Origin of the sequence: Streptomyces sp. NBC_01275 (genome assembly GCF_026340655.1) — a bacterium.
GTDB lineage: Bacteria > Actinomycetota > Actinomycetes > Streptomycetales > Streptomycetaceae > Streptomyces.
Window position 1 is genome coordinate 1,601,270 of sequence record NZ_JAPEOZ010000001.1, and the last position, 26,333, is coordinate 1,627,602.

Annotated in this window: 23 protein-coding genes and 5 tRNA genes; 9 read left to right on the plus strand and 19 right to left on the minus strand. The window is 72.5% G+C overall.

The window, feature by feature from the left end; all coding sequences use genetic code 11:
• Positions 1–148: 148 nt before the first annotated feature.
• From OG562_RS06765 to OG562_RS06785, 5 genes are all read left to right on the plus strand, one after another.
• Positions 149–221, plus strand: a tRNA-Gly gene (locus OG562_RS06765).
• 39 nt (positions 222–260) lie between these two features.
• Positions 261–334, plus strand: a tRNA-Cys gene (locus OG562_RS06770).
• Position 335: 1 nt separating this feature from the next.
• Positions 336–407: transfer RNA gene (locus OG562_RS06775), tRNA-Val, on the plus strand.
• 35 nt (positions 408–442) lie between these two features.
• A tRNA-Val gene (locus OG562_RS06780) sits at positions 443–514 on the plus strand.
• 19 nt (positions 515–533) lie between these two features.
• Positions 534–605, plus strand: a tRNA-Val gene (locus OG562_RS06785).
• A gap of 63 nt (positions 606–668) precedes the next feature.
• Here the strand turns inward: OG562_RS06785 and OG562_RS06790 are convergent.
• From OG562_RS06790 to OG562_RS06800, 3 genes are all read right to left on the minus strand, one after another.
• Positions 669–974 (minus strand): zf-TFIIB domain-containing protein, encoded by a 306-nt coding sequence (locus OG562_RS06790; RefSeq protein ID WP_266394779.1) that lies wholly within the window; start codon positions 972–974, stop codon positions 669–671.
• A gap of 82 nt (positions 975–1,056) precedes the next feature.
• Positions 1,057–1,998 carry a phosphotransferase family protein gene (locus OG562_RS06795; RefSeq protein WP_266394781.1) on the minus strand — a complete coding sequence of 314 codons (942 nt, stop codon included), beginning with the start codon at positions 1,996–1,998 and terminating at the stop codon, positions 1,057–1,059.
• Positions 1,999–2,211: 213 nt separating this feature from the next.
• The gene (locus tag OG562_RS06800; RefSeq protein ID WP_266394782.1) at positions 2,212–2,406 is read right to left on the minus strand and encodes a hypothetical protein; all 195 of its coding nucleotides are present in this window, start codon (positions 2,404–2,406) and stop codon (positions 2,212–2,214) included.
• Positions 2,407–3,005: 599 nt separating this feature from the next.
• On the opposite strand from OG562_RS06800, the gene OG562_RS06805 reads away from it, so the two are divergent.
• Positions 3,006–4,391: a serine/threonine-protein kinase gene (locus tag OG562_RS06805; protein WP_266409074.1), complete on the plus strand. Its 1,386-nt coding sequence runs from the start codon at positions 3,006–3,008 to the stop codon at positions 4,389–4,391.
• Positions 4,392–4,457: 66 nt separating this feature from the next.
• On the opposite strand, the gene OG562_RS06810 is transcribed toward OG562_RS06805, so the two are convergent.
• From OG562_RS06810 to OG562_RS06850, 9 genes are all read right to left on the minus strand, one after another.
• Positions 4,458–5,276 (minus strand): RNA methyltransferase, encoded by an 819-nt coding sequence (locus OG562_RS06810; protein ID WP_266394784.1) that lies wholly within the window; start codon positions 5,274–5,276, stop codon positions 4,458–4,460.
• Positions 5,277–5,341: 65 nt separating this feature from the next.
• Entirely contained in the window at positions 5,342–6,574 is a 1,233-nt protein-coding gene (cobA, locus tag OG562_RS06815) for a uroporphyrinogen-III C-methyltransferase (RefSeq protein ID WP_266394786.1), read from the minus strand.
• A gap of 173 nt (positions 6,575–6,747) precedes the next feature.
• Positions 6,748–10,794: a nicotinate-nucleotide--dimethylbenzimidazole phosphoribosyltransferase gene (gene cobT, locus OG562_RS06820; RefSeq protein ID WP_266394787.1), complete on the minus strand. Its 4,047-nt coding sequence runs from the start codon at positions 10,792–10,794 to the stop codon at positions 6,748–6,750.
• Positions 10,795–11,171: 377 nt separating this feature from the next.
• Positions 11,172–12,389, minus strand: coding sequence for a precorrin-6y C5,15-methyltransferase (decarboxylating) subunit CbiE (gene cbiE, locus OG562_RS06825; protein WP_266394789.1), 1,218 nt, complete (start codon positions 12,387–12,389; stop codon positions 11,172–11,174).
• Between the two features lie 127 nt (positions 12,390–12,516).
• On the minus strand, positions 12,517–13,155 hold the full coding sequence (locus tag OG562_RS06830) for a GNAT family N-acetyltransferase (RefSeq protein ID WP_266394792.1): 639 nt from the start codon (positions 13,153–13,155) through the stop codon (positions 12,517–12,519).
• A 211-nt stretch (positions 13,156–13,366) separates the two neighbouring features.
• The gene (locus OG562_RS06835) at positions 13,367–14,203 is read right to left on the minus strand and encodes a MetQ/NlpA family ABC transporter substrate-binding protein (RefSeq protein ID WP_266394794.1); all 837 of its coding nucleotides are present in this window, start codon (positions 14,201–14,203) and stop codon (positions 13,367–13,369) included.
• A gap of 125 nt (positions 14,204–14,328) precedes the next feature.
• A complete protein-coding gene (locus OG562_RS06840; protein ID WP_266394796.1) occupies positions 14,329–15,054 on the minus strand; it encodes a methionine ABC transporter permease in 726 nt (241 codons plus the stop codon).
• The gene (locus OG562_RS06845; RefSeq protein WP_266394799.1) at positions 15,051–16,085 is read right to left on the minus strand and encodes a methionine ABC transporter ATP-binding protein; all 1,035 of its coding nucleotides are present in this window, start codon (positions 16,083–16,085) and stop codon (positions 15,051–15,053) included. The genes OG562_RS06840 and OG562_RS06845 overlap by 4 nt, the downstream gene beginning before the upstream one ends.
• 405 nt (positions 16,086–16,490) lie before the next feature.
• Positions 16,491–17,144 (minus strand): HAD family hydrolase, encoded by a 654-nt coding sequence (locus OG562_RS06850; RefSeq protein ID WP_266394802.1) that lies wholly within the window; start codon positions 17,142–17,144, stop codon positions 16,491–16,493.
• A gap of 69 nt (positions 17,145–17,213) precedes the next feature.
• Here OG562_RS06850 and OG562_RS06855 point away from each other — a divergent pair, with 69 nt between their 5' ends.
• Both OG562_RS06855 and OG562_RS06860 read left to right on the plus strand, forming a co-directional pair.
• Entirely contained in the window at positions 17,214–17,573 is a 360-nt protein-coding gene (locus OG562_RS06855) for a hypothetical protein (protein WP_266394804.1), read from the plus strand.
• Position 17,574: 1 nt separating this feature from the next.
• The gene (locus OG562_RS06860; protein ID WP_266394806.1) at positions 17,575–17,991 is read left to right on the plus strand and encodes a hypothetical protein; all 417 of its coding nucleotides are present in this window, start codon (positions 17,575–17,577) and stop codon (positions 17,989–17,991) included.
• On the opposite strand, the gene OG562_RS06865 is transcribed toward OG562_RS06860, so the two are convergent.
• From OG562_RS06865 to OG562_RS06875, 3 genes are all read right to left on the minus strand, one after another.
• Positions 17,981–18,478: a GNAT family N-acetyltransferase gene (locus tag OG562_RS06865; protein WP_266409075.1), complete on the minus strand. Its 498-nt coding sequence runs from the start codon at positions 18,476–18,478 to the stop codon at positions 17,981–17,983. The two genes, OG562_RS06860 and OG562_RS06865, sit on opposite strands and share 11 nt — an antisense overlap.
• A gap of 45 nt (positions 18,479–18,523) precedes the next feature.
• Positions 18,524–19,030: a sigma-70 family RNA polymerase sigma factor gene (locus OG562_RS06870; RefSeq protein WP_266394807.1), complete on the minus strand. Its 507-nt coding sequence runs from the start codon at positions 19,028–19,030 to the stop codon at positions 18,524–18,526.
• 67 nt (positions 19,031–19,097) lie between these two features.
• Positions 19,098–20,306 (minus strand): glycerophosphodiester phosphodiesterase, encoded by a 1,209-nt coding sequence (locus OG562_RS06875; protein WP_266394809.1) that lies wholly within the window; start codon positions 20,304–20,306, stop codon positions 19,098–19,100.
• A 297-nt stretch (positions 20,307–20,603) separates the two neighbouring features.
• On the opposite strand from OG562_RS06875, the gene OG562_RS06880 reads away from it, so the two are divergent.
• Positions 20,604–21,356: a 1-acyl-sn-glycerol-3-phosphate acyltransferase gene (locus OG562_RS06880; protein ID WP_266409077.1), complete on the plus strand. Its 753-nt coding sequence runs from the start codon at positions 20,604–20,606 to the stop codon at positions 21,354–21,356.
• A gap of 126 nt (positions 21,357–21,482) precedes the next feature.
• Here the strand turns inward: OG562_RS06880 and OG562_RS06885 are convergent, their stop codons facing one another.
• From OG562_RS06885 to argH, 4 genes are all read right to left on the minus strand, one after another.
• Positions 21,483–23,006, minus strand: coding sequence for an MFS transporter (locus OG562_RS06885; RefSeq protein WP_266394811.1), 1,524 nt, complete (start codon positions 23,004–23,006; stop codon positions 21,483–21,485).
• Positions 23,003–23,614 carry a TetR/AcrR family transcriptional regulator gene (locus OG562_RS06890; RefSeq protein ID WP_266394813.1) on the minus strand — a complete coding sequence of 204 codons (612 nt, stop codon included), beginning with the start codon at positions 23,612–23,614 and terminating at the stop codon, positions 23,003–23,005. The genes OG562_RS06885 and OG562_RS06890 overlap by 4 nt, the downstream gene beginning before the upstream one ends.
• 111 nt (positions 23,615–23,725) lie before the next feature.
• Positions 23,726–24,697 (minus strand): aldo/keto reductase, encoded by a 972-nt coding sequence (locus OG562_RS06895; RefSeq protein WP_266394815.1) that lies wholly within the window; start codon positions 24,695–24,697, stop codon positions 23,726–23,728.
• Between the two features lie 201 nt (positions 24,698–24,898).
• The gene (argH, locus tag OG562_RS06900; RefSeq protein WP_266394817.1) at positions 24,899–26,329 is read right to left on the minus strand and encodes an argininosuccinate lyase; all 1,431 of its coding nucleotides are present in this window, start codon (positions 26,327–26,329) and stop codon (positions 24,899–24,901) included.
• Between the last annotated feature and the right edge of the window lie 4 nt (positions 26,330–26,333).

The window sequence follows — 26,333 nt, forward strand, 5'->3', positions numbered from 1 at the left end:
CCTGCCCGGGTGAGTCCGCGCACGCCTCTGAGCTGGCCCTCAGTGGGACACAGGGCAGCACGCTGCACAAACGCGTTTTTGTGCTGGCCGAGGAATCCGCTAGAGTTCAACACGTCGCCGCGACGCGCAAGCCGAGCGGAAACGACAAGCGGACGTAGCTCAGTTGGTAGAGCGCAACCTTGCCAAGGTTGAGGTCGCCAGTTCGAACCTGGTCGTCCGCTCGCAGGAAGTAGGGGATCTTCCCGAGTCCCTACGCTCCTGGTGGAGTGGCCGAGAGGCGAGGCAACGGCCTGCAAAGCCGTCTACACGGGTTCAAATCCCGTCTCCACCTCCAAGGACGATTAGCTCAGCGGGAGAGCGCTTCCCTGACACGGAAGAGGTCACTGGTTCAATCCCAGTATCGTCCACTGGTCCGCAAGGACCTTGATCCGCAAGGGTCCCCGCGCGATTAGCTCAGCGGGAGAGCGCTTCCCTGACACGGAAGAGGTCACTGGTTCAATCCCAGTATCGCGCACGCAGCACCGCACCATCCCGGACGATTAGCTCAGCGGGAGAGCGCTTCCCTGACACGGAAGAGGTCACTGGTTCAATCCCAGTATCGTCCACACTTCGCAGAAGCCCCCGGCCGTCTCGTACGGCCGGGGGCTTCTGCGTGGGCGGGGAGGGGCTCAGCTGGAGAACAGCATGTGTCCGAAGCTCTTGTGGCGTTGGTGGCCGCCATGGCCGCCGTAGTGCCCGCCACCGTGACCTCCGCCGTGCGGGGCGCCCCAGGCGGGAGCGGCCGGGGCGGACGGGTACGCCTGCGGGGCGCCGGGCGGCGGGGGCGCCGGCTGGGACCACTGCGACTCCACGCGGGTCAGCGCCTCCAGCTCGCCGTAGTCGAGGAAGATTCCCCGGCAGTTGCTGCACTGCTCTATCTGGACGCCGTTTCGGTTGTACGTGTGCATCGGGGCGTGACACTTCGGACACTGCATGGTTGGGCTCCAACTCCTCGCCGGTCGGTCCTGTTTCGCGTATCGCCAGGACAGACACTGTCCGGCCGCGGTCGGTTGCACCCTACTTCGCGGAGTTCGACGCCAACTGCGGGGGGACGGAACCCATACGGACACAGGCGTCGACCAGGCACTGCTCGACCTCGTCCAGCGGCCGGTCCTGTGCGAGCGCCTTGGTCATGGCCCGGGCCGCGGTCTGGACCGTGAGGGCGCGGGCCGGGACGTCGAGCGCGGGCCAGGGGTCGCCGTCCGCGGGAACGGCCGGGCCGCCCCGCGCACGGTAGGCGGCCAGGAAGCGGGTCCACTCGTCGGGCGGGAGGAGGCCGCAGGCGTACCAGGCGGCGGGGCGGGCGAGATCCCAGGCCGGAACGCCCACACCGAGGTCGTCGACGTCGATCAGCCGCCAGGGCCCGTCGGGGCCCGGGTGACGGACGAGCTGACCGAGGTGCAGGTCGCCGTGGCAGAGGACGGCTGCGCCGGGCATCGGCGCCTCGGCGCGGGCCCAGGCGGGCAGCAGGCTCCAGGCCCGCAGGACGGACGCGGCGACGGGATGGGGGCCCGCAGCGCGCAGCCGGGCCACGGCGTGGGCTGCTTTGACGGGGCCGCGCATGGGCGGGAGCCCGGGCGGGGCGGGGGCGCGGTGCAGAGCGGCGAGCAGCGTGCCCGCGGCCTCCCAGGGAGCGGCGTCCGGATCGTCCGGGTCCACCGGGACGCCGTACGGCCAGAAGGTCACCAGCCGGCCGTGGAGGCGGGCCGGGGTCGGGGTGCGCGGGGGCAGGAGGACGTCGGCGACCCGGGCGGCGGCGGTGAGGCGGGCGGTGAGCTCGGCCGGGTCGGTGTCCGGGGCGTGGGCCTTGGCGACGGTGTCCGCGTGCCGTACGACGGTGGCGTCGGGGCGGTCGGCGAGGGTGGCCGCGCCGCAGGAGCAGGCCGCCGCGACGCCGTGCGCATGAGCCTGCGCTCTGGCGCGGAAGGCGAGCTCGGCGAGCAGGGGGGTGGCGGTCACGGTGCTCCCTGAGCGACGGCGTACGGGTCTGTCCGCGAGGGTACGCAGGTGAGGTCGCCCGGTGTCGGAGGCCACCGTTCGCGGGCAGGGCAATGCCGGCGCAGCTCCCCAGCTGCGCCGGCATTTTTTGCCGTCCGCCGCACCCCCGTCCCCACGGGGTTTCATGGGTGGATGTCCCCGCCCGGACCGCTCTTCCGGGCCTGGGGTCGCCGCTCAGCGCCCCAGCATCACTCCCACGGACGACGCCTGTGTGGCCACTGTCTCCCAGCCGTCGAAGACGACGAGGAGCAGGACCGCCAGGGGAAGGGCCATGAGCGTCGCCACCAAGGGGTGGCGGCGGCCCGTACGGCGGGTTCGCCTGGTGCGTCCCTGTGTGCGGATCAGTGCCCGCGGTGCCGTGTAGGCCATGGTCCCTCTCCTGACCGATTCGGTTGTCGTTGGCAGCGGCGGGTGTCTGACCTCGGGGGACGAGTGCTGCACCCGCCGCTTGACCTCAAATCTAGGCGCGTGGCGCTCCCCGGGCGTCATGCCCTCGTACCGATTGCCGGGCCTCCCGGAGGATGAGCCATGACCTGCGGAGTACTCCCCTGGGTGGAGACGAGGTCCCAGGTCTCGGGGTCTTCCCGGAGGGGGCGCCCGGTCCGGGCCGGTTTTTCCGGGGAAGGGGGCCCTCAAGCGTGACTTCGCTCACTTCCGTCGCCCCTCGGCGCACCGCTGCCACGCCCCCGTGGCCCGCCCCTGCGACCAGCGCCTCCCGGGTCCCCGTCGGGTCGTCGGCGTCCGTGGCCGACTCCGCCCGGTCGCCCTTCGCTGGTTCAATCGCCCTTCCACTGAGGGTGGTTGAGGTCGCGCGGTCGTCAAGGGACGCCTGTTCGCAGGGCCTCTGACCCTCCTTCACCTGGTGCGCCGTGCACGGACAATCGATCGGGACGAGAGGGCGCGGCCTCTGCGCGCGAGCGGCCGTGGAAACGTAAGCTGTGCCACGTCACACGGACCGGGCAGCGGGGATGAACATGGCGATGATGCGCCTGAGGCGCGAGGACCCGCGCGTCGTCGGCTCGTTCAGGCTTCACCGACGGCTCGGCGCGGGCGGAATGGGCGTCGTCTACCTGGGCTCCGACAAGAAGGGGCAGCGGGTCGCGCTGAAGGTGATCCGGCCCGATCTGGCGGAGGACCAGGAGTTCCGTTCGCGGTTCGCTCGCGAGGTGTCGGCCGCCCGGCGGATCAGGGGCGGGTGCACCGCCCGGCTGGTCGCCGCGGATCTGGACGCCGACCGGCCGTGGTTCGCCACCCAGTACGTTCCCGGGCCCTCCCTCCACGACAAGGTCAACGACGAGGGGCCGCTCGGCGCGGCCGAGCTCGCGTCGATCGGGGCCGCACTGTCGGAGGGGCTCGTCGCCGTCCACGAGGCCGGGGTCGTGCACCGGGACCTCAAGCCGTCCAACATCCTGCTGTCCCCCAAGGGGCCGCGGATCATCGACTTCGGCATCGCCTGGGCGACGGGGGCCTCGACGCTGACGCACGTCGGCACGGCGGTCGGCTCACCCGGCTTCCTCGCGCCGGAGCAGGTGCGGGGGGCGATGGTCACCCCGGCCACCGACGTGTTCTCGCTCGGCGCCACCCTCGCCTACGCCTCGACGGCCGACTCGCCCTTCGGGCACGGCAGCTCCGAGGTGATGCTGTACCGGGTGGTGCACGAGGAGCCCGCGCTGCACGGCGTGCCCGACGCGCTGGCCCCGCTGATCCGGGCCTGCCTCGCGAAGGACCCCGAGGAACGGCCCAGCACCCTCGATCTCTCCCTGAGGCTGAAGGAGATCGCGGCCCGCGAGGCGCAGGGCACGGCCGACGCGCGGCCGCCCGTGCCCCGGGCCGGCGAGGCGGACCGGCCCACCGGGCGGCTCGCCGACCCCAGTTATCCGGAGCGCACCCTGCGTCAACCGGGCGGCCCCGGCGCCACCCCCGTGCCCCGGGGCGGGGTGCCGTCCTCGCGCGGCGGGGCCCCTTCGCGGGGCGGTGTTCCCTCACGCGGGGGCAGCGCTCCCCGCAGCGGCGGCGGCAGCGTCTCGTCGTCGCGGTCCGGGGCCCGGCCGACTCCCTCCGCACGCACCACGCGTCCCGGCAACGGCGGCCGGCCGGCGCCCCGCAGCGGGGCCGGGCGTCCGGGGCCGCGGACCACGGGAACCGGGCGGCGGCCCGCCAATCCGCGGCTGCTGCGGCAGCGGTTGTTCGTGTTCGTCGTCGTGACGTTGCTCGTGGCCCTCGGCATCGGCATCGTCCAGGGCTGCCAGGGGCCGGCCCGGGGACTCGGCGTCGACCACGACGTCGTACGGCATGAAGGGCCGCGGTCGGTGCAGGTGTCTGTGCCGGAGCGTGGGGCGGGGCTCGGGGACTGACGGGCGGGGCCTGTCCGGCCCGCTCGGTCGTAGGAGACTGGGGAGACAGGCGGGCGGGCCGACGTTCTACGGGGTGGGGCGGCCGGTGGCCACCGCGTAGAAGGCGACCGCTGCCGCCGCGCCCACGTTGAGGGAGTCGACCCCGTGGGACATGGGGATGCGGACCCATTCGTCGGCGGCGACCAGGGCCTGGGTGGAGAGGCCGTCGCCCTCCGCGCCGAGCATCAGGGCGACCCGGTCCATGGTGTGCGGGGCGGTCTCGTCGAGGGAGCTGGCCTTCTCGTCCGGGGTGAGGGCGAGCAGCGTGAAGCCGGCCTCGCGGACCGAGTCCAGGCCCTTGGGCCAGGTGTCCAGACGGGCGTACGGCACGGAGAAGACCGCGCCCATCGAGACCTTGACGCTGCGGCGGTAGAGGGGGTCGGCGCAGTCCGGGGAGAGCAGGACCGCGTCCATGCCGAGGGCGGCGGCCGAGCGAAAGATCGCGCCGATGTTGGTGTGGTCGTTCACCGACTCCATCACCACCACCCGGCGCGCGCTCTGCAGGAGTTCGGCGGCCGTCGGGAGCGGCTTGCGCTGCATGGAGGCGAGCGCGCCGCGGTGGACGTGATAGCCGGTGACGCGTTCGGCGAGCTCCGGGCTGACGGCGTAGACCGGGGCCGGGAGCTCGTCGATGACGTCGCGCATGACGTCGACCCACTTGGCGGAGAGCAGCATCGAGCGCATCTCGTACCCGGCGTCCTTGGCCCGGCGGATGACCTTCTCGCCCTCGGCGATGAACAGGCCCTCGGCGGGCTCGCGTTTGCGGCGCAGCTCGACGTCGGTCAGGCCGGTGTAGTCGCGCAGGCGCGGGTCGTCGGGGTCCTCAACGGTGATGAGATCGGCCACAGAGGTGATACTGCCTTGTCCTGGGTGCGGTGCCAACGGCTGGGAACGGGTTGTGTTACCCGGGGTTACGCCACTGTCTGCGGGCCGACGGCGACCACCGCGCCGACGACGATGACCGCCGGGGGCCTGACCTCCTGCGCGCGGGCCGTCTCGGCGACCGTGGCGAGGGTGGCGTCGACGCGGCGCTGGGCGGCGGTCGTGCCCTCCTGGACGAGGGCGACCGGGGTGTCGGCCGGCTTGCCGTGCGCGACGAGCGTCTCGGCGATCTTCCCGATCTTGTCGACGCCCATCAGGATCACCAGCGTGCCGGTGAGCTTCGCCAGGGACGGCCAGTCGACCAGGGAGCGCTCGTCGTCGGGGGCCACATGGCCGCTGACCACCGTGAACTCGTGCGCGACCCCGCGGTGGGTGACCGGGATGCCGGCCGCGCCGGGAACCGAGATCGAGCTGGAGATGCCCGGGACGACCGTGCAGGGGATGCCCGCCTCGGCGAGGGCCTGGAGCTCCTCCATGCCACGCCCGAAGACGTACGGGTCGCCGCCCTTGAGCCGGACCACGGACTTGCCCTGCCGGGCGTGCTCGATCAGCGCGTTGTTGATGGCCTCCTGGGCCATGTAACGGCCGTACGGGATCTTCGCCGCGTCGATCACCTCGACGTGCGGCGGGAGTTCGGCGAGGAGGTCGCGGGGGCCGAGGCGGTCGGCGATGACGACGTCGGCCTCGGCGAGGAGGCGGCGGCCGCGCACGGTGATCAGGTCGGGGTCGCCGGGGCCGCCGCCGACGAGGGCGACGCCCGGGGTGCGGGTGCGGTGGTGCGGGGCGACGAGGGTGCCGTCGCGCAGGCCCGCCACGACCGCGTCGCGGATGGCGGCGGTGTGCCGGGGGTCGCGGCCGCGCGCGTCCGTGGTGAGCACGGCGACGGTGACGCCCTCGCTGTGGCCGGTCGCCGGGGTCCAGGCGGTCGCCGCGTCGGCGTCGTCGGAGCGGACGCACCAGACGCGGTGCGCCTCCGCCTCCGCGGAGGCCCGGGCGTTCGCTTCCGGGTCCCTGGTGGCGATCAGGGCGTACCAGGCGTCGGCGAGGTCGCCGTCGGCGTAGGGGCGCTTCGCCCAGGTGATCTCGCCCGCGTCCGCCATCGCCTCGACCGAGGGGGTCGCCTCGGGCGACACGAGGAGGACGTCGGCGCCGGCCGCGATGAGCGCGGGGAGGCGGCGCTGGGCCACCTGGCCGCCGCCCAGGACGACGACCCTGCGGCCGGTGAGGCGGAGGCCTACGGGGTAGGCGGGGTGTTCGGCCATGAGGTGCGGCTCCTCGAACGGGCAAGGGGTGGGCGCTGCGGCTCTGGAGCGGCCCTGACGTGCGGATTTTAGAGGTGGGTTCAGCGTACGGCGGGGTCGGGGGGCCTGCAGGGGCGCGGGCCCGCCGACCCCCGTGCGGGGCTGCTGCGGTGCGGGGCTGTTTCGAGGCGGGGTTACTTCTCGGTCACTCCGGCCGAGTCGAACGTCGCCACCTCGTGCATCGCCCGCGCCGTGCTCTGGACCAGCGGAAGGGCAAGGAGCGCGCCCGTGCCCTCGCCGAGGCGGAGATCGAGGTCGACCAGGGGGCGCAGGCCCAGCTTGTTCAGGGCGGCCACATGGCCCGGCTCCGCGCTGCGGTGGCCCGCGATGCAGGCCGCGAGGACCTCGGGGGCGATCGCCCGGGCGACCAGGGCGGCCGCGCCGGCGCTGACGCCGTCCAGGATCACGGGCGTGCGCAGGGACGCGCCGCCCAGCAGCAGGCCGACCATCGCCGCGTGCTCGAAGCCGCCGACCGCCGCGAGGACGCCGATGGGGTCGGCGGGGTCCGGCTGGTGGAAGTCGATGGCACGGCGGACGACCTCGGTCTTGCGGGCGAGGGTCTCGTCGTTGATGCCGGTGCCGCGGCCGGTGACCTCGGCCGGGTCGGCGCCGGTGAACACCGAGATGAGGGCCGCGGACGCCGTGGTGTTCGCGATGCCCATCTCACCGGTGAGCAGCGCCTTGTTGCCGGCCGCGACCAGGTCGCGGGCGGTCTCGATGCCGACCTCGATGGCCTGCTTGGCCTCCTCGCGGGTCATCGCGGGGCCGGTGGTCATGTCGGACGTGCCCGCGCGGATCTTGCGGGGCAGCAGCCCGGGGGTCGCGGGCAGGTCGGACGCGACGCCGACGTCGACGACGCAGACCTCGGCGCCCACCTGCGCCGCGAAGGCGTTGCAGACCGCGCCGCCGCCGAGGAAGTTGGCGACCATCTGGGCCGTCACCTCCTGCGGCCAGGGGGTGACCCCCTGGGCGTGCACGCCGTGGTCGCCGGCGAAGATCGCGACGGCCGCGGGCTCCGGGATCGGCGGCGGGCACTGCCGGGACAGCCCGGACAGCTGCGCGGAGATGATCTCCAGCATGCCGAGCGCGCCGGCCGGCTTCGTCATCCGCTTCTGCCGCTCCCAGGCCTCGCCGAGCGCCTTGGCGTCCAGCGGACGGACGCTGGCGACCGTCTCGGCGAGCAGATCGTGCGGGTCCTCGCCGGGCAGTGCGCGACGGCCGTACGTCTCCTCGTGGACGACCCAGGACAGCGGGCGGCGCTTGGCCCAGCCGGCCTGCATCAGCTCGGGCTCGTCCGGGAACTCGTCGACGTAGCCGACGCAGAGGTAGGCGACCACTTCGAGGTGCTCGGGCAGGCCGAGCCCGCGGACCATCTCCCGCTCGTCGAAGAAGCTGACCCAGCCGACGCCGAGGCCTTCGGCGCGGGCGGCGAGCCACAGGTTCTCGACGGCGAGCGCGGAGGAGTACGGCGCCATCTGCGGCTGGGTGTGCCGGCCCAGGGTGTGGCGGCCGCCGCGGGTCGGGTCGGCGGTGACGACGATGTTCACCGGGGTGTCGAGGATGGCCTCGATCTTCAGTTCCTTGAACTGCTTCGCCCGGCCCTTGGGCAGCGACTTGGCGTACGCGTCGCGCTGGCGCATCGCCAGGTCGTGCATCGCGCGCCGGGTGTCGGCGGAGCGGATGACGACGAAGTCCCAGGGCTGCGAGTGGCCCACGGAGGGCGCGGTGTGGGCGGCCTCCAGGACGCGCAGCAGCACCTCGTGCGGGATCGGGTCGCTGCGGAAGCCGTTGCGGATGTCACGGCGCTCGCGCATGACCTTCAGTACGGCCTCGCGCTCGGCGTCGTCGTACGCGGGCGCGGCGGGGCCGGTGGACTCTCGGACCTCTTCCACGGCGGCCGGGCTCTCTTCCTGGTCGGCGGCCCTGGTCTCCAGGTCCTCCGGGCTCTGTGCGACGTCGGGGTCGGCGTCGATCTCGATGTCCGCCTGGGGCTCCGTGTCCGGGGCGGCCGGAGCGGGAGCGGGGTCCGCCGCGCGGGGGGCGGGGACCGTGACCGTGGCGACTGAGGTGGCCGCGTCGGCCTCCTGAAGCTCTTCGGGGGCTCCCTGCGGGCCCTCCGGGGGGAGGACGAGCGGGTGCGGCGGGGTCGGGGCGAGGTGCGGGGTGGTGGGCACCATGCCTTCGACCGGCACGAACTGGCCCAGGGGGTGGGCCGGCTGAGGTTCCGTCTGCGGTCCCGACTGCTGCTCCGGGGCCACGGCGGGCTGGGGGGCGGCGGAAGCCTCGGCAGCTACGTCGACGGGGGCGGGCGCGGGCTGTTGCGGCGCGGCGAGGAGAGTCTCCGCCTGCGCCGGGACCGGTGCCGGGGCGTCCGGGAAGTGCGGCGCGGGAGACGCGACGGGGGCTGCCGGGTGGTCGTCGGGGGTGGGCCGGCCCTCGTCAGGGGTGGGCTGTAGGGCCTGGTGGGGCGCGGGCGGCTCCGCCGGAGCCGACAGCTCCTGGGCGGGCAACTCCTGGGCGGGCAGCTCCTGCGGGGTCGGAATCTGCTCGGGCTCGAGGTCGGGCTCGGGCTCGGGCTGGAGGGCCGTCGGCTCTGCGGGAGCGACGGGTGCAGGCGTGGGCTCGACGGGGGCCACGGTGACGTCGGCGACCTCCGCAACCTCGGTGACGTCAGTCGCCTCGGCGGCGTCCGGGGCGACCGTGGGCGCGAGGGCCTCGGTGACCGCGTCGGACGCCTGGGGGGCCTCCGGGGCCGGGATCGGGGCCAGGGCCGGCGCAGGGGCGGGCGTCTCGGGCACCGGGGCGGGCGCGGGGGCCTGGAGGGTCACGGGTGCGGCGGGCTCAGCGGCCTGGACGGTCACGGGTGCGGCGGGCTCGGGCGCCTCGGTGGTGACGGCTTCCGCAGGGACGGGCTCGGGGAGCTGGGCCTCGCTCGGGGCCGGGGCCTCGGGGGCCGCCTCGGGCGCGGGTACGTCGACGACCTGGACCGCGTCGAGAGCGGACACCTCAAGGAAGGACGCCTCGGGGGCGGGCGCCTCGGTCACGGCCTCGGGGGCGGGCAGCTCCGTCGCGGCCTCAGGAGCGGGCACGGGGGCGGGCGCCTCGACGACCTGCGCCTCGTCGACGGAGTCCGCGTGGAACCCCTGCACCGCGTCGGGGACTTGGGCCGCCTCGGCGGGGTACGCCTCCGCCGCCGGCGCCGTGTCGGCGACGTCCGCAGGAGGGGCCTGCACCTCGTCGGCCGGGCCCGTCTGAGCAAGGTGAACCGCGTCGGACGGGTCCGCCTCGGCGGCCTGTGCCACGTCGGCGAAGCCGGTCCCGTGGCCCTCCGCCTGCTCCGCGTACGCGGCCTCGGGCGCCTGCGCGGCCTCCTCTGCCGCTGTCGCTGCCTCTGCCTCTGCCTCTGCCTCTGCCTCTGCCTCTGCCTGTACGACGGCGACAGCGGGCTCGGGCGCCTGGTCGCTCCCGGAGACGGGAACGGCCCTCGCGTCCTGCTCGGCCTCGACGAACGGCACGCCGACGACCGGTTCGACGACGACCGGTTCGACCCCGTCGGCCACCGGCGCACCGGGGACCTGCGGGACCTCCGTACCGTACGAGCCCTCCGCGCCGTACACCCCCGTCGGCTCGGGCCGGTGCAGGACCGGAACAACCGTTTCCGCAGTCGTCACCCCCGGAGCGACCTGGGCGGCGCCCCAGGGAACCGCGCCCTGGGGGGGCATCTCGCGCAGGGCGGGGACGTCGAGGTACTCGGGGCCGGAGGCGGGTGGGGCGGGCTGGCGTACCGGTGCGCCGGCGGGGCCGCGGTCGGCGAGGGAGCGCACCGGGCTGGCGGAGGCGTCGGGGATGGGCGGGCCCAGGTGCAGGGGGCGGCGCGGGGCCGCCTGGGGCGGGGTGGGACCGGGCACGCGGACGGCGCTGAGGTCGACCGAGCCGCTGTCGCGGCCGCCGGTCTCGTGCGGGCCCGGCTCGTGCACCGCCTCGACCACCGGCTCCGGCGTGGGCGGCGCCACCTCGTTGCCCCAGGCGCTCTGGGCGCCCGGCAGCAGCAACAGGTCTTCGTCCTCGGCGGTGGTCTCGGAGAGGTAGGTGTACGCGCCGTGCGCGGGGGCGCCCGGCTGTTCCACCATGCCTGCGTTCTCCGGCAGCCCCTCGCCCGGGATCTGGCCGGTGTCGGTCATGCGTACCCCTCGCCCATCGGTTCGTGCTCCTACGACCAGCTCACCCGGAACGGCGCACCGACCGCCCCACAGTGAAGAACGAGCGTCCGCGCCCAGCGGCACGAACGACCCGCCCGAAATAGCGACAAAGCCATTCAGTGGCATTGTCCCGGCCGTCGTCGCGTCGCGACAGCTTGATCCGCGACGCTCCGCTGTGGACTGCGCCACGTTGCGCGCCCTCCGGTACTGCCGTACCACACCCACCCCAAAAGGGATGCGTTTTCCGGACATTGACCGACGAAGTGCCGGGTGAACGGAAGCGGTGCGACGATCGGCCAGCCTACCGCGCGCGGTACGACAACAGGATCACGGGGCGGATCGGCGGACGGGCGGACCGGTCATGGTCGGCGGTCGGGAAGGACCCCGCTGAGCAGGAACGCGACGCTCCGTTCCGTCTCCGTCCAGGCCCGGGTGTCGAGTTCGACGGACTGGACGAGGGCGCACTCCACGCGGTACCCGTGCTCGGTCAGGTCGCGGCCGACGAGTTCGGCGGCGTCGCGGGTCGCCGCGTGGGCGACGATGCGCTGCGGGCGGCGGTCGGCGACCGCGGAGACCACGGCCGCTCCCCCGCCGCCGACCCGGACGACGTCCGGTTCGGGCAGGTCCTCCAGCACGTGCGGGGCGGTGCCGCGGACGATCTGGAGCTGGACGCCGTAGCGGCGCGCGGAGCCGTCGGTGCGGGCGCACGCCTGGACGTCGCGGTCGACGGCGATGACGGCCGCGCCGGCCCGCGCGGCCTCGACGGCGAAGGCGCCGCCGCCGCAGCCGATGTCCCAGACGAGGTCGCCCACCCGCGGTCCGAGACGGGCGAGTTGGGCCGCGCGCAGCAGTTCCCCCTCCCCTTCGCCGAGTCCGCCGCCGTACGCCTCGGCGGGCAGGGCCCAGCCGCGCGGGCCGGCGCCCGGATCGCGGCCGGCGATCCAGCCGGCGTCGCCGGAGACGGCCGGGCCGCTGGGGCCGCCGATGACGATGACGACGTTGGGGTCGCGCCAGATGTGGTCGGCGGCCTTGTCGGAGGTGGTGATGCGGACCTGTTCGCGTGCGGTGCCGAGCTCCTCGCAGACGACGAACGTGCGGTGCACGCCCTCCATCAGCAGGCCCAGTTCGGCGGGTCCCGCGCCGGGGGAGGTGAGGACGGCGACCTTGGTGTGGGCGCGGCAGACGTTCACCGCGCGGCGCAGGGTGCGCCGGTGGGCGACGACGACCTGGGCGTCGTCCCAGGGCATGCCGGCCCGGGCGAAGGCGGCGGCGACGGCGGAGACGGCCGGGACGACCTCGACCTCGAGGCCGAAGTCGGGTGCGCGCAGGGTCCGTACGACACCGAAGAAACCGGGGTCGCCGTCGGCGAGGACGACCGCTGTGCCGCGGTGGCCGGCGATGCGGCGGGCGGCGAGGCCGACGCTGCCGAGCCGGATGCGCTCCGCGGCGGGCGGCACCTCGGGCAGCGCCAGGTGGTGCGGGGCGCCGGCCACCAGCGTGGCGGCGCCCAGAGCGGAGCGGGCCGCGGCGGTCAGCGGCGAGCCGTCCCAGCCGATCACCGTGACGCGGTCGGCCATCGTCGTCAGTCTCCCGAGGTCTCCGGAGGAGGGTCTACGCAGGTAGCGGGCTCCGTGAGGGTACCTGGTCGGCGGGCCCGGGCGACGGCTGCGTCCCTGCCTCCTTCGGCTCTCCTGGCCCCCTGGGTCAGTTCCAGTCGGCGTACGACGTGAAGCCGTCGCTCTCCGTGAGCTGCTCGTCGGCGCCCTCCAGGTCCTCCGGGAGGAGGCTCCACACGATGTAGTCGGTGCGTACGTCGGTCCAGGTGCCGTCCTCGGCGCGGGCGCGCGCTATGCAGGCGCCGCGCAGCACGCCCTCGCTGATGCAGCCGATCTTCTGCGCGACCTGCTGGGAGGCGGTGTTGTCGGCGGCGGTGCGCAGCTCTATGCGCTCGAACTTCTGGTCCGTGAACAGCCATTGGGCGGTGGCCAGGGCGGCCTCGGAGGCGTAGCCCTCGCCGCGGGCCCAGGGGGCGATGATGTACGACAGCTCGGTGGAGCGGACGTGCCAGTTGGTCTTGGCGAGCTGGATGACGCCGACCAGGCGCTGGGTGAGGAACTCGGTGACGGCGAGGTCGAGGCCGCGGCCCGCGACGCGTTCGGTGGGCGCGTACTCCTCGATCCAGCGGCGGGCGCCCTTCTCGCCGTAGGGCTGGGGCACGGCGGTCCAGGCCCCGACCTGCTCGTCGTTCATCATCTCGACCAGGGCCGGCACGTCGTCCTCGTCGAAGGGACGCAGCACCAACCGCTCCGTGCTGATGGAGATGTTGGGGAAGGTGCTCGTCATGCGCCGCTCCGTAGCCTTCGAAACCGTCGGGGTCTGACCGACCTTGGCCTGCCGGACCGTCAGGGCCCCCTGAACTGCCCAGCATGCAGCATGTGCGCCCCGAACCGCACCACGGGATCCCCCCCACTGCCTGAAGGGCGTGGGGGTACCCCCACCGAGTCAGGGAGCGGACCCCGTGCGTGCGGGTGGTGCGGGGTGAGGCGGGCGTCGCTCAGAACGCCGCGACGACGGCGCCGTCGTACTTGTCCTCGATGAACTTCTTCACCTCGGGCGAGGTGAGCAGCTTCGCGAGCTTCACCACGCGCGGGTCGTCCTCGTCGCCCTTCTTCACGGCGAGGAAGTTGGCGTACGGGTTGTCCTTGGCGGACTCCGCGACGAGGGCGTCCTCGGCGGGGCTGAGCTTGGCCTCCAGCGCGTAGTTGCCGTTGATCACGGCCGCGTCGACGTCGCTGAGGGAGCGCGGCAGCTGGGCCGCCTCCAGCTCCTTGAACTTCAGGTTCTTGGGGTTGGACGCCACGTCCTTGGGGGTCGCGTCGTAGCCGACGCCCGCCTTCAGCTTGATGACGCCGTTGGCCTCGAGGAGCTTCAGCGCCCGGGCCTCGTTGGTGGTGTCGTTCGGCAGGGCGACCGTGGCGCCCTTTTTGAGGTCGTCGAGCTTCTTGACGCTCTGGGAGTACAGGCCGAGCGGCTCCAGGTGCACCGTGGCGTTCGGCACGGCGACGATGTCGGTGCCGTTCTTCTTGTTGAAGTCGTCCAGGTACGGCTGGTGCTGGAAGTAGTTGGCGTCCACCTCGCCCTGCTGGACGGCCGTGTTCGGCGTCACGTAGTCGGTGAACTCCTTGACCTCGAGCTTGAGGCCGGCCTTCTTCGCCAGGTTGTCCTTGATGTAGCTGAGGATCTCGCCCTGCGGGGTGGGCGTGGCGGCGACCGTCAGCGTGGCGTTCGCGTCGGCGCTGCCGGAGTCCTTGTCCGAGCCGCAGGCGCTGAGTCCGAGGGTGAGGGCTCCGGCGGCGAGGACGGCGGTGGTGATCTTGGCGGTGTTACGCACGAAAAGTGCCTTTCCTGAGGTGGTGCGACCCCGCTGTGGGTGTGCGGGGAGTCTTCGTGGGGTGGGGTGGGGCTCGGCGGGACGTGGCCGACCGGGTGGGGCCTGGCGGGACTCGGTGGGGCCGCTCAGACCGTCTTGCTGGTGGCGGTGGAGGCCTTCAGCAGCCGCAGCCTGGGCGCGGCGCCGGACTGGCCGCCGCGGCGGTGCAGGGAGCGGGCCGCGTAGTCGCCGGCGAACTGGATGAGGGAGATGACGACGGCGAGGATCGCGACGGTGATCCACATCAGCTCGGTCTCGAAGCGCTGGTAGCCGTAGCGGATCGCGATGTCGCCGAGGCCGCCCGCGCCGACCGTGCCGGCCATCGCGGAGTAGCCGATGAGGGCGACGATCGTGGTGGTGGTGCTGGAGATGAGCGAGGGCAGCGACTCCGGTACGAGGACCTTGCGCACGACCGTCCAGGTGTTGCCGCCCATCGACTGCACGGCCTCGACGAGCCCGCCGTCCACTTCCCGGACAGCCGTCTCGACGAGCCGCGCGAAGAACGGGATGGCGCCGATGGCGAGCGGCACGATGGCGGCCTCGCGGCCGATGGTCGTCCCGGTGATCGTGCGGGTGAAGCCCATCAGCGCGACCATCAGGATGATGAACGGCATCGAGCGGGCGACGTTCACGATCTGCCCGATCACCTTGTTGGCGAGGAGGTTCTGCAGCAGACCGCCCCGGTCGGTGAGGACCAGCAGGACGCCGAGCGGAAGGCCGCCTGCGACGGCGATGAGCGTGGACCAGCCGACCATGTAGAGGGTGTCCCAACAGGCCTGGGACAGCAGGGGCTGCGCCTCGGACCAGGTCACTGGGCACCGTCCTTCACCAGCAGGGGCTCCTGGCCCAGTACGTCGATCTGGAGGCCCTGTTCGCGCAGGAAGCCGATGGGCACGACGTTGTCGTCGTAGCGGCCGGGCAGTTCGATGCGCATCCGGCCGACCTGGAGGCCGCCGACGGTGTCGATGGCGGCGCCGAGGATGGAGATGTCGATGTTGTAGGTGCGCGACAGCTGGGAGATGACGGGCTGGGTGGCGCTCTCGCCGTGGAAGGTGACGTCGACGACGGTGCGGTCCTCGCCGGTGGCCTCTCCGTCGACCGGGAAGAGCGCGGCGGCCAGTTGGGAGCCGGGGGTGGCGAGCAGCTCGCCGACCGTGCCGGACTCCACGATCCGTCCCTGTTCCATGAGGGCGGCGGAGTCGCAGATCGACTTCACGACGTCCATCTCGTGGGTGATGAGCAGGACGGTCAGGCCCAGCTGCCGGTTCAGGTCGCGCAGCAGCTGGAGGATGGAGCGGGTGGTCTCGGGGTCGAGGGCGCTGGTGGCCTCGTCGGAGAGCAGCACCTTGGGGTCGCCGGCCAGCGCGCGGGCGATGCCGACGCGCTGCTTCTGCCCGCCGGAGAGCTGCGCCGGGTACGACCTGGCCTTGTCGGCGAGTCCGACGAGGTCGAGCAGTTCCAGCGCCTTGCGGGAGCGCTCCTTGCCGGAGACGCCGAGGATCTCCAGGGGCAGCTCGACGTTGTCCTGCACGGTCCGCGTGGACAGCAGGTTGAAGTGCTGGAAGACCATGCCGATGCGGCTGCGCGCCTGCCGCAGCTCCTTGCCGGCGCGGGGTCCGCGTCCGGCGAGCGCGGTGAGGTCCTGCCCGGCGACGGTGACCGTGCCGGCGGTGGGGCGCTCCAGGAGGTTGACGCAGCGGATCAGCGAGGACTTGCCGGCGCCGGACTGGCCGATGACGCCGTACACCTCGCCTTCGCGGACGTGCAGGTCGACGCCGTCGAGGGCGGTGACCTCACGGCCGCGTGAGCGGTAGACCTTGGTGAGGCCCGTGGTGGTGATCACGTGGGTTTCCGTCACTGTCGAGTGCGCGGGCGTGGGTGTGCCCGGGCACGAGTGCAAGCGGTCGGGGGCGCGACACGGTTCTCGCGGTGGCGATGTGGCGATGGAACCGGGGGGAGAACATGTGCGCAGGCCGGTGGACTGTCCCGTACGGCGTTCATACGGCGTACGGACATGCCACGGCGTCTCGCTTCGGGGCGCGAGCTCGGGGTGGTGCGGGGGCCCTCTAGAAGGCGCGCATTCGACACATACAACGAGCACCGGGCGTCAGGGTCGCCTCGGTCGCAAGGGTGCGGCTGCTCGTCGTGGTCATGAGCATCAGTAAACCAGACGTACGGTCCTGACCGAGCCCAGCTGTCCGAATGGCGGACAGCGGTGGACAGTCTCCGGCGGGGCTTCGCCGGCGCTTCAGCCGCGTACGGAGATCTCGACTCCGCCCGCGGTGACCAGCGCGGACAGGGCGGACAGGTCGTTCACCACGAGGTCGGCGTCGAGCTCGCGGGCCTGATGGGTTGTGGCCAACGCCACGGTGGTCATTCCGGCGGCGCGGCCCGCCTGGAGACCGGCCGGGGCGTCCTCGAAGACGACGCAGCGGGCCGGGTCGACGCCGAGCTCACGGGCGGCGAGGAGGTAGGGCTCGGGGTCGGGCTTGCCGCGCGTGACGTCGTCGGCGGTGACCAGGGTCTTGGGGCGGATGCCGACGGCTTCGAGGCGGGCCTCGCCCAGCCGGCGGGTGGCGGAGGTGACGACGGCCCAGCGGTCGGCGGGCAGCGTGTCGAGGAAGTCCCGGGTGCCGGGGAGCAGCTCGACTCCCCCGTGGGGCACGTCGTCCACCTCCAGCTGCTCGACGCGGGCGACGGCCTCGGCGATCAGGCGCGCGGGCAGCAGGTCGGCGACTATCTCCACGGCCGGACGTCCGTGCAGCTCGACCCGTGCGAAGTCCTCGGCGGTGACCCCGTACTCGCGCGCCCAGGCGGTCCAGCAGCGCTGGACGGAGGCGAGGGTGGAGACGAGGGTGCCGTCGTTGTCGAAGAGGAGGGCCTGCGCGTGGATCGTCGTCATGGTCTAGACCCTACGTCGGCGGGCAGGGGCGACGGCTGCGGGCCGCATACGCCGTAATAAGGTCACTGCATGCTTGATGCCCTGACGCTGGCGACCGGCGTCGCCGCGTTGCTGCTCGCCGCCTGGTGCGGCTGGGCGGCCTACCGCGACCAGCCCACGAAGGACTGGCACCTCATCGGGATGGCCGTGGTCTCGCTGCTGGCCGTGGTCCAGCTGGTGATCGGGATCGTGCAGCTGGCGCGGGGCGAGAAGCCGGAGCAGGGCACGACGATCTTCGTGGCGTATCTGCTGGGCGCGTTCGCGTGCGTCCCGGCGGCGGGCTTCATGTCGCTGACCGAGCGGACCCGCTGGGGTTCGGTGACGGCCGCCGCCGGCGCGGTGGTGCTCGCCGTGCTGGAGGTGCGGCTCTATGACATCTGGGGAGGCTGACATGACGGCCGTTCAGAACAAACCGGCCCGCCTGATCAGCGGGCCCGGCATCGTGCTCGTGTGGTTCTACGGCGTGATGGTCGTCGGCGCGGTGTCGCGCTCCGTGTACCAGATCGCGACGGAGTTCGACCGGGCGCCGCTGGCGTATGCGCTGTCTGCCGTGGCGGGCCTGGTGTACGGGTTCATCACGTACTCGCTGGTGCGGGGCGGGGAGACGGCGCGCAGGGCCGCACAGGTGTGCTGCGCGGCCGAGCTCGCGGGAGTGCTGGTCGTCGGTACGTGGACCCTCGTCGAGCCGTCCGCCTTCCCCGACGCCACGGTCTGGTCCGACTACGGGATGGGGTACGTGTTCATTCCCGTGCTGCTGCCGGTGACGGCTCTGTACTGGCTGCGCAGGTCCCGCACGGTCACGCCGTAGCCGCGTACTCCCCCGCCTGCTTCTCCAGGACGATCATCGGGACGCCGTCCGTGCCCTGGGAGGTGCCCACCGTCTCGTAGCCGACCCGGCGGTAGAGGCGGAGGTTGCCCTCGCTGCGGTGGCCGGTGAAGAGGCGGAACTTCTTGGCGCCGCGCTCCTCTACGAGGGCGGACTCGGCCGCTCGCAGGAGGCGGGCGCCGATGCCGTGGCCCTGGAGTCGGGGGTGCACGCAGAGCTTGCCGATGGAGGCCGCGCCGTCCTCGCTGATGCTGCCGCGCACGGAGCCCACCACCTCGTCGCCCAGCCGGGCCACGAAGACGCAGTCGGCGACCAGCTCCTGCCGGACCGAGTCGAGGCTCTCGACGAGCGGGGCGATGCGGTAGTTGCCGTACAGCGCGGCTTCGCTCTGGAAGCACAGGTACTGCAGTCTGAAGATCTGCTCGGCATCCTGCTCGGTCGCCACCGAGATGGTCACGCTCATGCCCATGTGCGCACGCCTCCCGCTCACCTGATCGCCTGTGGTCCTTCACTCCTATCCCCGCACTTCGCGAGCCGCAACCTCCGGCGTGAGCAAACGTCGCAGACATCCCAGACATCTGGAACGTTCCGGTCCGAGACTGCCCTGTGAGATACCCAACTCCCCCGCGATCTCGCGGTAGGTGAGGTCCTCGGGGGACAGCAGGGCCAGCAGGAGCCGGGAGCAGCGCCCGGGAAGGCGGTGCACGGCCTCGCGCAGCGCGCGGTGCCGGGCCGCGGTGAGGGCGAGGTGCTCGGGGCCCCGGTCGACGTCGTCGGCGGGGTCGCTGTCGTACGGGCGTTCACAGCGGGTCGTACGGCGGGTGCGGCGGACCTCGGCGCGGACGGCCCTGCGCAGCCAGCTCTGCGGGTCGCGCGGCGGGCCGTCGGCGGCGAGGCGCTCCAGGAGGCGGAGCCAGACGGCCTGTTCGAGGTCGGCCGGTTCGGTTCCGGTGGCGTGCGCCTCGGCGGAGGCCTCCGCGGTGAGCAGCGGTCGCAGGGCGGTGAGCAAGTCGTGCGTCATGTGCCGCACGACGCGGCCGCCCGGGCGGCGGGTTGCCCGGGCGGCCGACTGTCACTCCAACGGGGAATCAGCCGTTGACGAAATCCTCGCGGGCGAGCACGCCCGTGTCCGCGTTGTCGGTGAAGACGCCGTCGATGCCCGTGGCGAAGTACGTCTTGAAAGCGCCGAAGGGGTCGCCGTACCCGTCCGCGTCGGTGCCCTTGCGGAAGTTCGCGGGCAGGAAGGGGTTCTCGTTGCGCATGGTGTACGGGTGCAGGACCAGGCCGACCGCGTGGGCGTCCTTCACCAGGGTGGTCGGGGTGGTGAGGTTGCCGGCGGCGTCCTTCGGGATGACCAGGTCGAGGGTCGGGCCGATGCCCTGCGCGTAGCCGGCGATCTCCCTGAGGCCCGCCCGGGTGATCAGGTCGGCGACCGTGCGCGGGTCGCCCGAATCGACGAAGTCCCACGGCCGGCTGGCCGCCGTCGACAGCAGGACGACCAGGGGGTTGTCGACCAGCTTGTTCAGGCGCTGGATGCTGGTGGGCTCGAAGGACTGCAGGATGACCGGCGAGTTCTTCTTGTCCTTGCCGTGCTTGTGGAGCAGTTTGGCGACCCGCTCCTCCAGGCCCAGGCCGAGCTTGCGGAAGTAGGTGGGGTGCTTGGTCTCGGGGTAGATCCAGACCTGCTTGCCGCGCTTGCGGGTCTGCTCGTCCTGCCACTTCAGGACTTCCTCGAAGGTGGGGATCTCCCAGCGGCCGTTGTAGAGCGTGTTGTGCGGGCGGTAGTCCGGGATGCGCTCGACCGCGCGCAGGGTCTTCAGCTCGGCGAGCGTGAAGTCCTCGGTGAACCAGCCGGTGAGGGAGACGCCGTCCAGCACCTTCGTCGTCTTGCGGGAGGCGAACTCGGGGTGGTCGGCGACGTCCGTCGTCCCGCCGATCTCCGGCTCATGGCGGCAGACGAGGTGGCCGTCCTTGGTGGGGACGAGGTCGCCGGCCTCGACGATGTCGGCGCCCAGGTCGAGGGCGAGCTGATAGGAGCCGAAGGTGTGCTCCGGCCGGTAGCCGCTGGCCCCGCGGTGACCGATGATCGTCGGCACGGGCAGGCTCTTCAGACCGCCCCGGCCGCCCTGTCCGCCCTGTCCCGCCTCGGCGGCTCTCGCGGTGCCCGACAGGCCGAGGACCGTACCGGTGGCGCCGAGGACGGCCGCCCCGAGGAGCGCCCGCCGTCCGGTGACGCTCCCCTGTCCGCCCGGCTGTCCGTTCGACTCCTGTGCGCTGCGCGGGTCCTGCGTTCCCATGAGGGCCTCCTGCGGTCGGCTCGTCCGTGCGGCCGATCGTAGGGGCGTGGACATGACCATCGGGAGACCTCGATCCGAACACGCGGGTGACGGCGGATGAGGTGTGCCGTACGGCGGGTGAGGGGTCGTCGGATTGGCTGCGGCCGACCGGGGCACCCGGTGAGTGTCGGCCGAGAGCGATGCCGAGGGCGATTTCGCTCACACCGTTCCGCCCGTGTGTCGGGCTCGCGACGGTGCGACCGTCCAGGTAAACGTACGTCAACAGTGCGTAAGACCTCGGTGAACCGGACGCACCCGATGTGCGCCACCCCGTGGCCCGCGAGTATCGTCCTCACCTGCACGGACTCATACCGTTTTCCCTTGACATCGGAGGGCTCGTTGTCCCGCTTCGCGCTGATCAAGGCAGTGCTCGGACCGGTCATGCGCCTGATGTTCCGCCTCCGGATCGAGGGCGTGGAGCACATCCCGGGCGAGGGCCCGGTGATCCTGGCCGGCAACCACCTCACGTTCATCGACTCGATGATCCTGCCGCTCGTGTGCGACCGTCAGGTCTTCTTCATCGGCAAGGACGAGTACGTCACCGGCCAGAGCCTGAAGGGCCGGCTCATGGCCTGGTTCTTCATCGGCGTCGGCATGATTCCCGTGGACCGGGACGGCGGACGCGGGGGCGTGGCCGCGCTGATGACCGGGCGACGGGTGCTGGAGGAGGGCAAGATCTTCGGCATCTACCCCGAGGGCACCCGCTCCCCCGACGGCCGCCTGTACCGGGGGCGGACCGGCATCGCCCGGCTGACGCTGATGACCGGGGCGCCGGTCGTTCCCTTCGCGATGATCGGCACGGACAAGCTGCAGCCGGGGGGTGCGGGTATGCCCCGTCCCGGGCGGGTCACCGTCCGGTTCGGTGAGGCGATGGAGTTCTCTCGGTACGAGGGGATGGACCGGGACCGGTATGTGCTGCGGGCGGTGACGGACTCGGTGATGACCGAGGTCATGCGACTGTCCGGGCAGGAGTACGTGGACATGTACGCCACGAAGGCGAAGGCTGCGTAAGCCTCCGGCGGTCGGCCCGTTTTCGGGTGCGGGTGCGTTGTGGCCGGTCCCGCCCACGCGGCGGAGCCGCACATCGGCGCAGCCCCGCGCCCCTGAGCTCGCGCCCCTTGCTCGGCGTTACTCGGCTTACTCGGCGTTTTCCAGGCGCTGTTCCCTGAGCATGAACCACGCGGCCACGGCCGTTGCCAGCAGGACCGCTGCTCCCGCGCCCGTCGCGATCGTCAGGCCGTCGACGAAGGCCGCACGGGCCGAGGACAGCAGCGTCTCTCCCGTCTCCGCCGGAAGGCGGCTCGCCGCCTCCACCGCTCCGCCCAGTGACTCGTGCGCGCCCTGTGGGGTGCCCGTCGGGCCGGTGAAGTCGCGGTAGACGCCTGTCACGATCGAGCCGAGTACGGCGATGCCGAGGGCCGCGCCCAGTTCGTACGCCGTCTCGGAGACCGCGGAGGCCGCGCCCGCCTGTTCCTTGGGAACGGAGCTGAGGATCACGTCGGCGGTCACGGTGAAGGAGAAGCCGGCCCCCACGCCGACGAGCAGCAGGGCTCCGCCGAGCAGCGGATAGCCGGTGTTCTGGTCGATGAGCGTCAGCACGGCCAGGGCCAGGCCGATCGCCGCGAGGCCGCCGGCGACCACGCTCCGCACCGAGTAGCGGCGGGCCGCGCGGCCCGCGACCAGACCGGCCGCCACCGCGCCGACCGCGGCGGGCAGTTCGGCCAGGCCCGCCTCGAACGGCCGCCTGCCCTGCACGAGTTGCAGGTACTGGGAGAGGAAGAAGACCAGGCCGGACAGGCCCAGGATGGTCAGCAGGTCGGCCAGGACGGCACCGCTGAAGCCGCGGTTGCGGAACAGCCGCATGTCCAGCAGCGGGGTCGGAAGGGTCAGCTGACGGCGTACGAAGCCGTAGAGCGCGGCCGCGCCCAGCAGACCGGCGCCGAGGGTGGTCCAGGTGAGACCGTGGGTGGCGGCCTCCTTGACCGCGTACACGATGCCGATCATGCCGACCAGGGACAGCAGGACGCTGGGCAGGTCCCAGGGGCCGGGGTCAGCGGTGCGGGACTCGGGGAGCGTCCTGATGCCGACGACGACCAGGACGATCATCACGGGCAGGTTGATGAGGAAGACCGAGCCCCACCAGAAGTGCTCGAGCAGGAAGCCGCCGACGATCGGGCCCACGGCCGTGCCGGCGGAGGCGGTGGCGCCCCAGATGCCGACGGCGAGGCTGCGTTCGCGCGGGTCGTGGAAGAGGTTGCGGATCAGGGCGAGGGTGGCGGGCATCAGGGTCGCGCCGGCCACGCCGAGCAGGGCCCGGGCCGCGATCATCGTCTCCGGGGTCGTCGCGTAGGCGTTGAGCACGGATATCGCGCCGAAGGCGGTCGCGCCGAGCAGCAGGATGCGCTTGCGGCCGATGCGGTCGCCGAGGCTGCCCATGGACACGAGCAGGCCGGCGATGACGAAGGAGTAGACGTCGCCGATCCACAGGAGCTGGGTGCCGGAGGGGCGCAGGTCCTCGCTGATGAAGGGGGTCGCCAGGCCGAGGACGGTCGCGTCGACGGCCACCAGCAGCACGGCGAGCACGAGGACGGAGAGCGCGAGCCAACGGTCCGGGCGCTTCACCGCCTCGGTCGTGGTCGCCGGCTGCAGGGTGCTGGTCATGATTCCTCTGTTCGTGGTGCGGAGTGTCGTGGTGCGGAGTGGCTTGGTGCGGAGTGTCGTGGCTCCGGGGTGCGGAGCGCTCCGCCGAGCAGCAGCTCGGCGATCATGTGCTGGAAGTCCCGGGGGGCGCTTTTTCCGCACTGCACCATCCAGGCGGCGGAGGCCAGCAGGCCGTACAGCGCCTCGGTGAGCCAGGCCGGTGTGAGGTCGATGCGGAACTCTCCGCTGAGCTGTCCGCGCCGGAACAGCGCGGAGACGCGGTCGTCGATCCGGGTCCAGCCCTGGTTCTGCTCCTCGCCCTCGAACAGCTGGTTCTCGGTATAGAGGAAGGCGAGCAGGCCGGCGGCGGACTCGATCTCGGCCACCAGCCGTCGTACGGCGTCGACGGCCGGGCCCTCCTCCAGGCGCGCCGCGTCCAGGGCGGTCTCGCACTCCGCGATGCCGAGCGCCTCCAGGGCGCGGACGAGGGCGTCGCGCCCCGCGAAGTGCCGGTGCAGGGTGGCGCGGCTGATGCCGGCGGCCTTGGCGACCTCGTCCATGGTCGCGGTCGACTTGCGGGTCAGCAGGGCCGCGGCACTGCGCAGGACGTGATCACGATCGACAGCCATGAGACGAGGATAGACCATATGAGACGTTGATGTCTCACTCAGGGCATGCGTGAGTCACCGTCGCCGGTCACCCAGGATTTCTCGGTGCTTCTGGGGGTTTCTCGGGGTCTCTCAGTGCCAGGGCAGGCTGCCGCGCCGCTCCCAGTACGTCCGCGGGTCCTCGGCCAGCGCGGACAGCCGGTCCAGCTGGTCGTCGTCGAGATCCACGACAGCCGCGTGCAGGTTGGAGGCGAGCTGGGCGGCGGTCGCGGCGCCGGAGAGGACGACCCCGGCCCAGGGCCGGCGCAGGATCAGGGCGAGGGCGACCGCGTCGCAGCCCAGGGACGTCTCGGCGGCCACCGCCTTCAGGGCGTCCGGCGCATGGGGGGCGGCGAGGCGGCCGTTGGCCATGCCCTCCTTCACGATCACGGTGAGCCCGGCGTCATGGGCCTCGGCGAGAGCGGGTCCGGCCGAGGTCTCCAGCGCGTTGTACGTCGACTGGACGGTACGGAAGAGGGGGGCGCCGTCGACCGTCACGGCGAGGGCGGCGCGGATGGCGTCGGCCTGGGCGGGGCCGCTGGTGGAGAAGCCGACGGTGAGCCCCTGGGCGGCGGCCTCCGCGAGCCGGGCGTGGAGGTCCTTGTCGGTGAGGGCCGGGCTGTCCGGGGTCACCGAGTGGATCTGGTAGAGGTCGAGCCGGTCGCCGAGCAGCTCGGCCGTCTCGGCGCGCTGACGCTCGTACGTCTGGAGGGTGTGGTCCTTGACCTCGTGCTTCTCGGCGTCGGTGGACCAGTCGGCGGTGTAGGTGTAGCCCCATTTGCTGCCTACGACGATGTCGTCGACCTCGGGCCGGGCCGTCAGCCAGTCGGCGAGGAACTCCTCGGCGCGGCCGTAGGAGCGGGCGGTGTCGACGTAGCGGACGCCTTGGGCGTACGCGGCGTCGAGGAGTTCGTGGGTGCGGGTGCGCAGCGTCTCGACGCTTCGGTTCTCTCCGAGGTCGCCGTCTCGGCCCAGGTTGATGTAGCCGGGGCGGCCGACTGCCGCCAGGCCCAGCCCGATGTGGGCGGTGGGGGTGGTGGCTGTGGCGAGGCGGGCGAAGGGCATCGCGGGCTCCGTTTCGGTCGGCTCCGGTACGGCTCCTGACCAACGTAACCCTCGATGACCTTCGCCTCAGAGCTCGGGTCGTACGGCGTTTCGGCGAGTGCGGGTGCGTTGCAGCCGGTCGCGCCCACGCGGCGGAGCCGCACATCGGCACAGCCCCGCGCCCCCAGAGGGCCTGCGGTCCTTGGGGGCGGATGCCCGGCCCTACTTCTTCTTGGCCGTCGCCCACGCGTGCTGGGCCGCCACGTCCGCCTTGACCTCGGTCAGCTGGATCGCGACCGCGCTCGGCGCCGTGCCGCCGCGGCCGTCGCGGGAGGCGAGGGCGCCGGGGACGTTGAGGACCGAGCGGACCTCGGGGGTGAGGTGGGCGGAGATCTTGGCGAACTGCTCGTCGGTCAGCTCGTCGAGCTCCTTGCCGTCGGCCTCGGCGACCTTGACGCACTCGCCGGCCACCTCGTGCGCGACACGGAACGGCACGCCCTGCTTGACCAGCCACTCGGCGATGTCGGTGGCGAGCGAGAAGCCGGCCGGGGCCAGCTCCTCCATGCGCTCGCGGTGGACGGTGAGGGTGGCGATCATGCCGGTGAAGGCGGGGAGCAGGACCTCCAGCTGGTCGCAGGAGTCGAAGACCGGCTCCTTGTCCTCCTGGAGGTCGCGGTTGTACGCGAGCGGGAGGGCCTTGAGCGTGGCCATCAGGCCGGTCAGGTTGCCGATCAGACGGCCGCTCTTGCCGCGCGCCAGCTCCGCGATGTCCGGGTTCTTCTTCTGCGGCATGATCGACGAGCCCGTGGAGAACGCGTCGTGCAGGGTCACGAAGGAGAACTCCTTCGTGTTCCAGATGATGATCTCCTCGGAGATCCGGGAGAGGTTCACCCCGATCATCGCGGTGATGAAGGCGAACTCGGCGACGAAGTCACGGGACGCCGTCCCGTCGATGGAGTTGCCGACGCTGCCGTGCTCGAAGCCGAGGTCCTTCGCCACCGACTCCGGGTCCAGACCGAGGCTGCTGCCCGCGAGCGCGCCCGAGCCGTACGGCGACACGGCCGTGCGCTCGTCCCACTGGCGCAGCCGCTCCGCGTCCCGGGACAGGGACTGGACGTGGGCCAGGACGTGGTGGGCGAAGAGCACCGGCTGGGCGTGCTGGAGGTGGGTGCGGCCGGGCATCGCCACGTCCGGGTGGGCCTCCGCCAGGCCGATCAGGGCGTCCTGGAGGTCGGCGATCAGGCCGCCGACGATCCGGGCGTGGTCGCGCAGGTACATCCGGAACAGGGTCGCGACCTGGTCGTTGCGGGAGCGGCCGGCACGCAGCTTGCCGCCGAGGTCGGCGCCCAGGCGCTCCAGGAGGCCGCGCTCCAGGGCGGTGTGGACGTCCTCGTCGGCGATGGTGCCCACGAAGGACCCGTCGGCGACGTCCGCCTCGAGCCGGTCGAGCCCGGCGACCATCCGGGTCAGCTCGTCCTCGGTGAGCAGTCCCGCCTTGTGCAGCACGCGCGCGTGGGCACGCGAACCGGCGATGTCGTAGGGCGCGAGCCGCCAGTCGAAGTGGACGGACGCGGACAGCTTCGCCAGGGCCTCGGCGGGACCGTCGGCGAAACGGCCGCCCCAGAGCCGTACGTCACCGCTGTTGCTGCTCACTGCT

Coding starts and splice junctions, on each gene's coding strand:
- OG562_RS06790 (WP_266394779.1), bottom strand. CDS start 974: ATGCAGTGTCCGAAGTGTCACGCCCCGATGCACACGTACAACCGAAAC.
- OG562_RS06800 (WP_266394782.1), bottom strand. CDS start 2,406: ATGGCCTACACGGCACCGCGGGCACTGATCCGCACACAGGGACGCACC.
- OG562_RS06805 (WP_266409074.1), top strand. CDS start 3,006: ATGAACATGGCGATGATGCGCCTGAGGCGCGAGGACCCGCGCGTCGTC.
- cobA (WP_266394786.1), bottom strand. CDS start 6,574: ATGGCCGAACACCCCGCCTACCCCGTAGGCCTCCGCCTCACCGGCCGC.
- cobT (WP_266394787.1), bottom strand. CDS start 10,794: ATGACCGACACCGGCCAGATCCCGGGCGAGGGGCTGCCGGAGAACGCA.
- cbiE (WP_266394789.1), bottom strand. CDS start 12,389: ATGGCCGACCGCGTCACGGTGATCGGCTGGGACGGCTCGCCGCTGACC.
- OG562_RS06830 (WP_266394792.1), bottom strand. CDS start 13,155: ATGACGAGCACCTTCCCCAACATCTCCATCAGCACGGAGCGGTTGGTG.
- OG562_RS06850 (WP_266394802.1), bottom strand. CDS start 17,144: ATGACGACGATCCACGCGCAGGCCCTCCTCTTCGACAACGACGGCACC.
- OG562_RS06855 (WP_266394804.1), top strand. CDS start 17,214: ATGCTTGATGCCCTGACGCTGGCGACCGGCGTCGCCGCGTTGCTGCTC.
- OG562_RS06860 (WP_266394806.1), top strand. CDS start 17,575: ATGACGGCCGTTCAGAACAAACCGGCCCGCCTGATCAGCGGGCCCGGC.
- OG562_RS06865 (WP_266409075.1), bottom strand. CDS start 18,478: ATGGGCATGAGCGTGACCATCTCGGTGGCGACCGAGCAGGATGCCGAG.
- OG562_RS06870 (WP_266394807.1), bottom strand. CDS start 19,030: ATGACGCACGACTTGCTCACCGCCCTGCGACCGCTGCTCACCGCGGAG.
- OG562_RS06875 (WP_266394809.1), bottom strand. CDS start 20,306: ATGGGAACGCAGGACCCGCGCAGCGCACAGGAGTCGAACGGACAGCCG.
- OG562_RS06880 (WP_266409077.1), top strand. CDS start 20,604: ATGTGCGCCACCCCGTGGCCCGCGAGTATCGTCCTCACCTGCACGGAC.
- OG562_RS06885 (WP_266394811.1), bottom strand. CDS start 23,006: ATGACCAGCACCCTGCAGCCGGCGACCACGACCGAGGCGGTGAAGCGC.
- OG562_RS06890 (WP_266394813.1), bottom strand. CDS start 23,614: ATGGCTGTCGATCGTGATCACGTCCTGCGCAGTGCCGCGGCCCTGCTG.
- OG562_RS06895 (WP_266394815.1), bottom strand. CDS start 24,697: ATGCCCTTCGCCCGCCTCGCCACAGCCACCACCCCCACCGCCCACATC.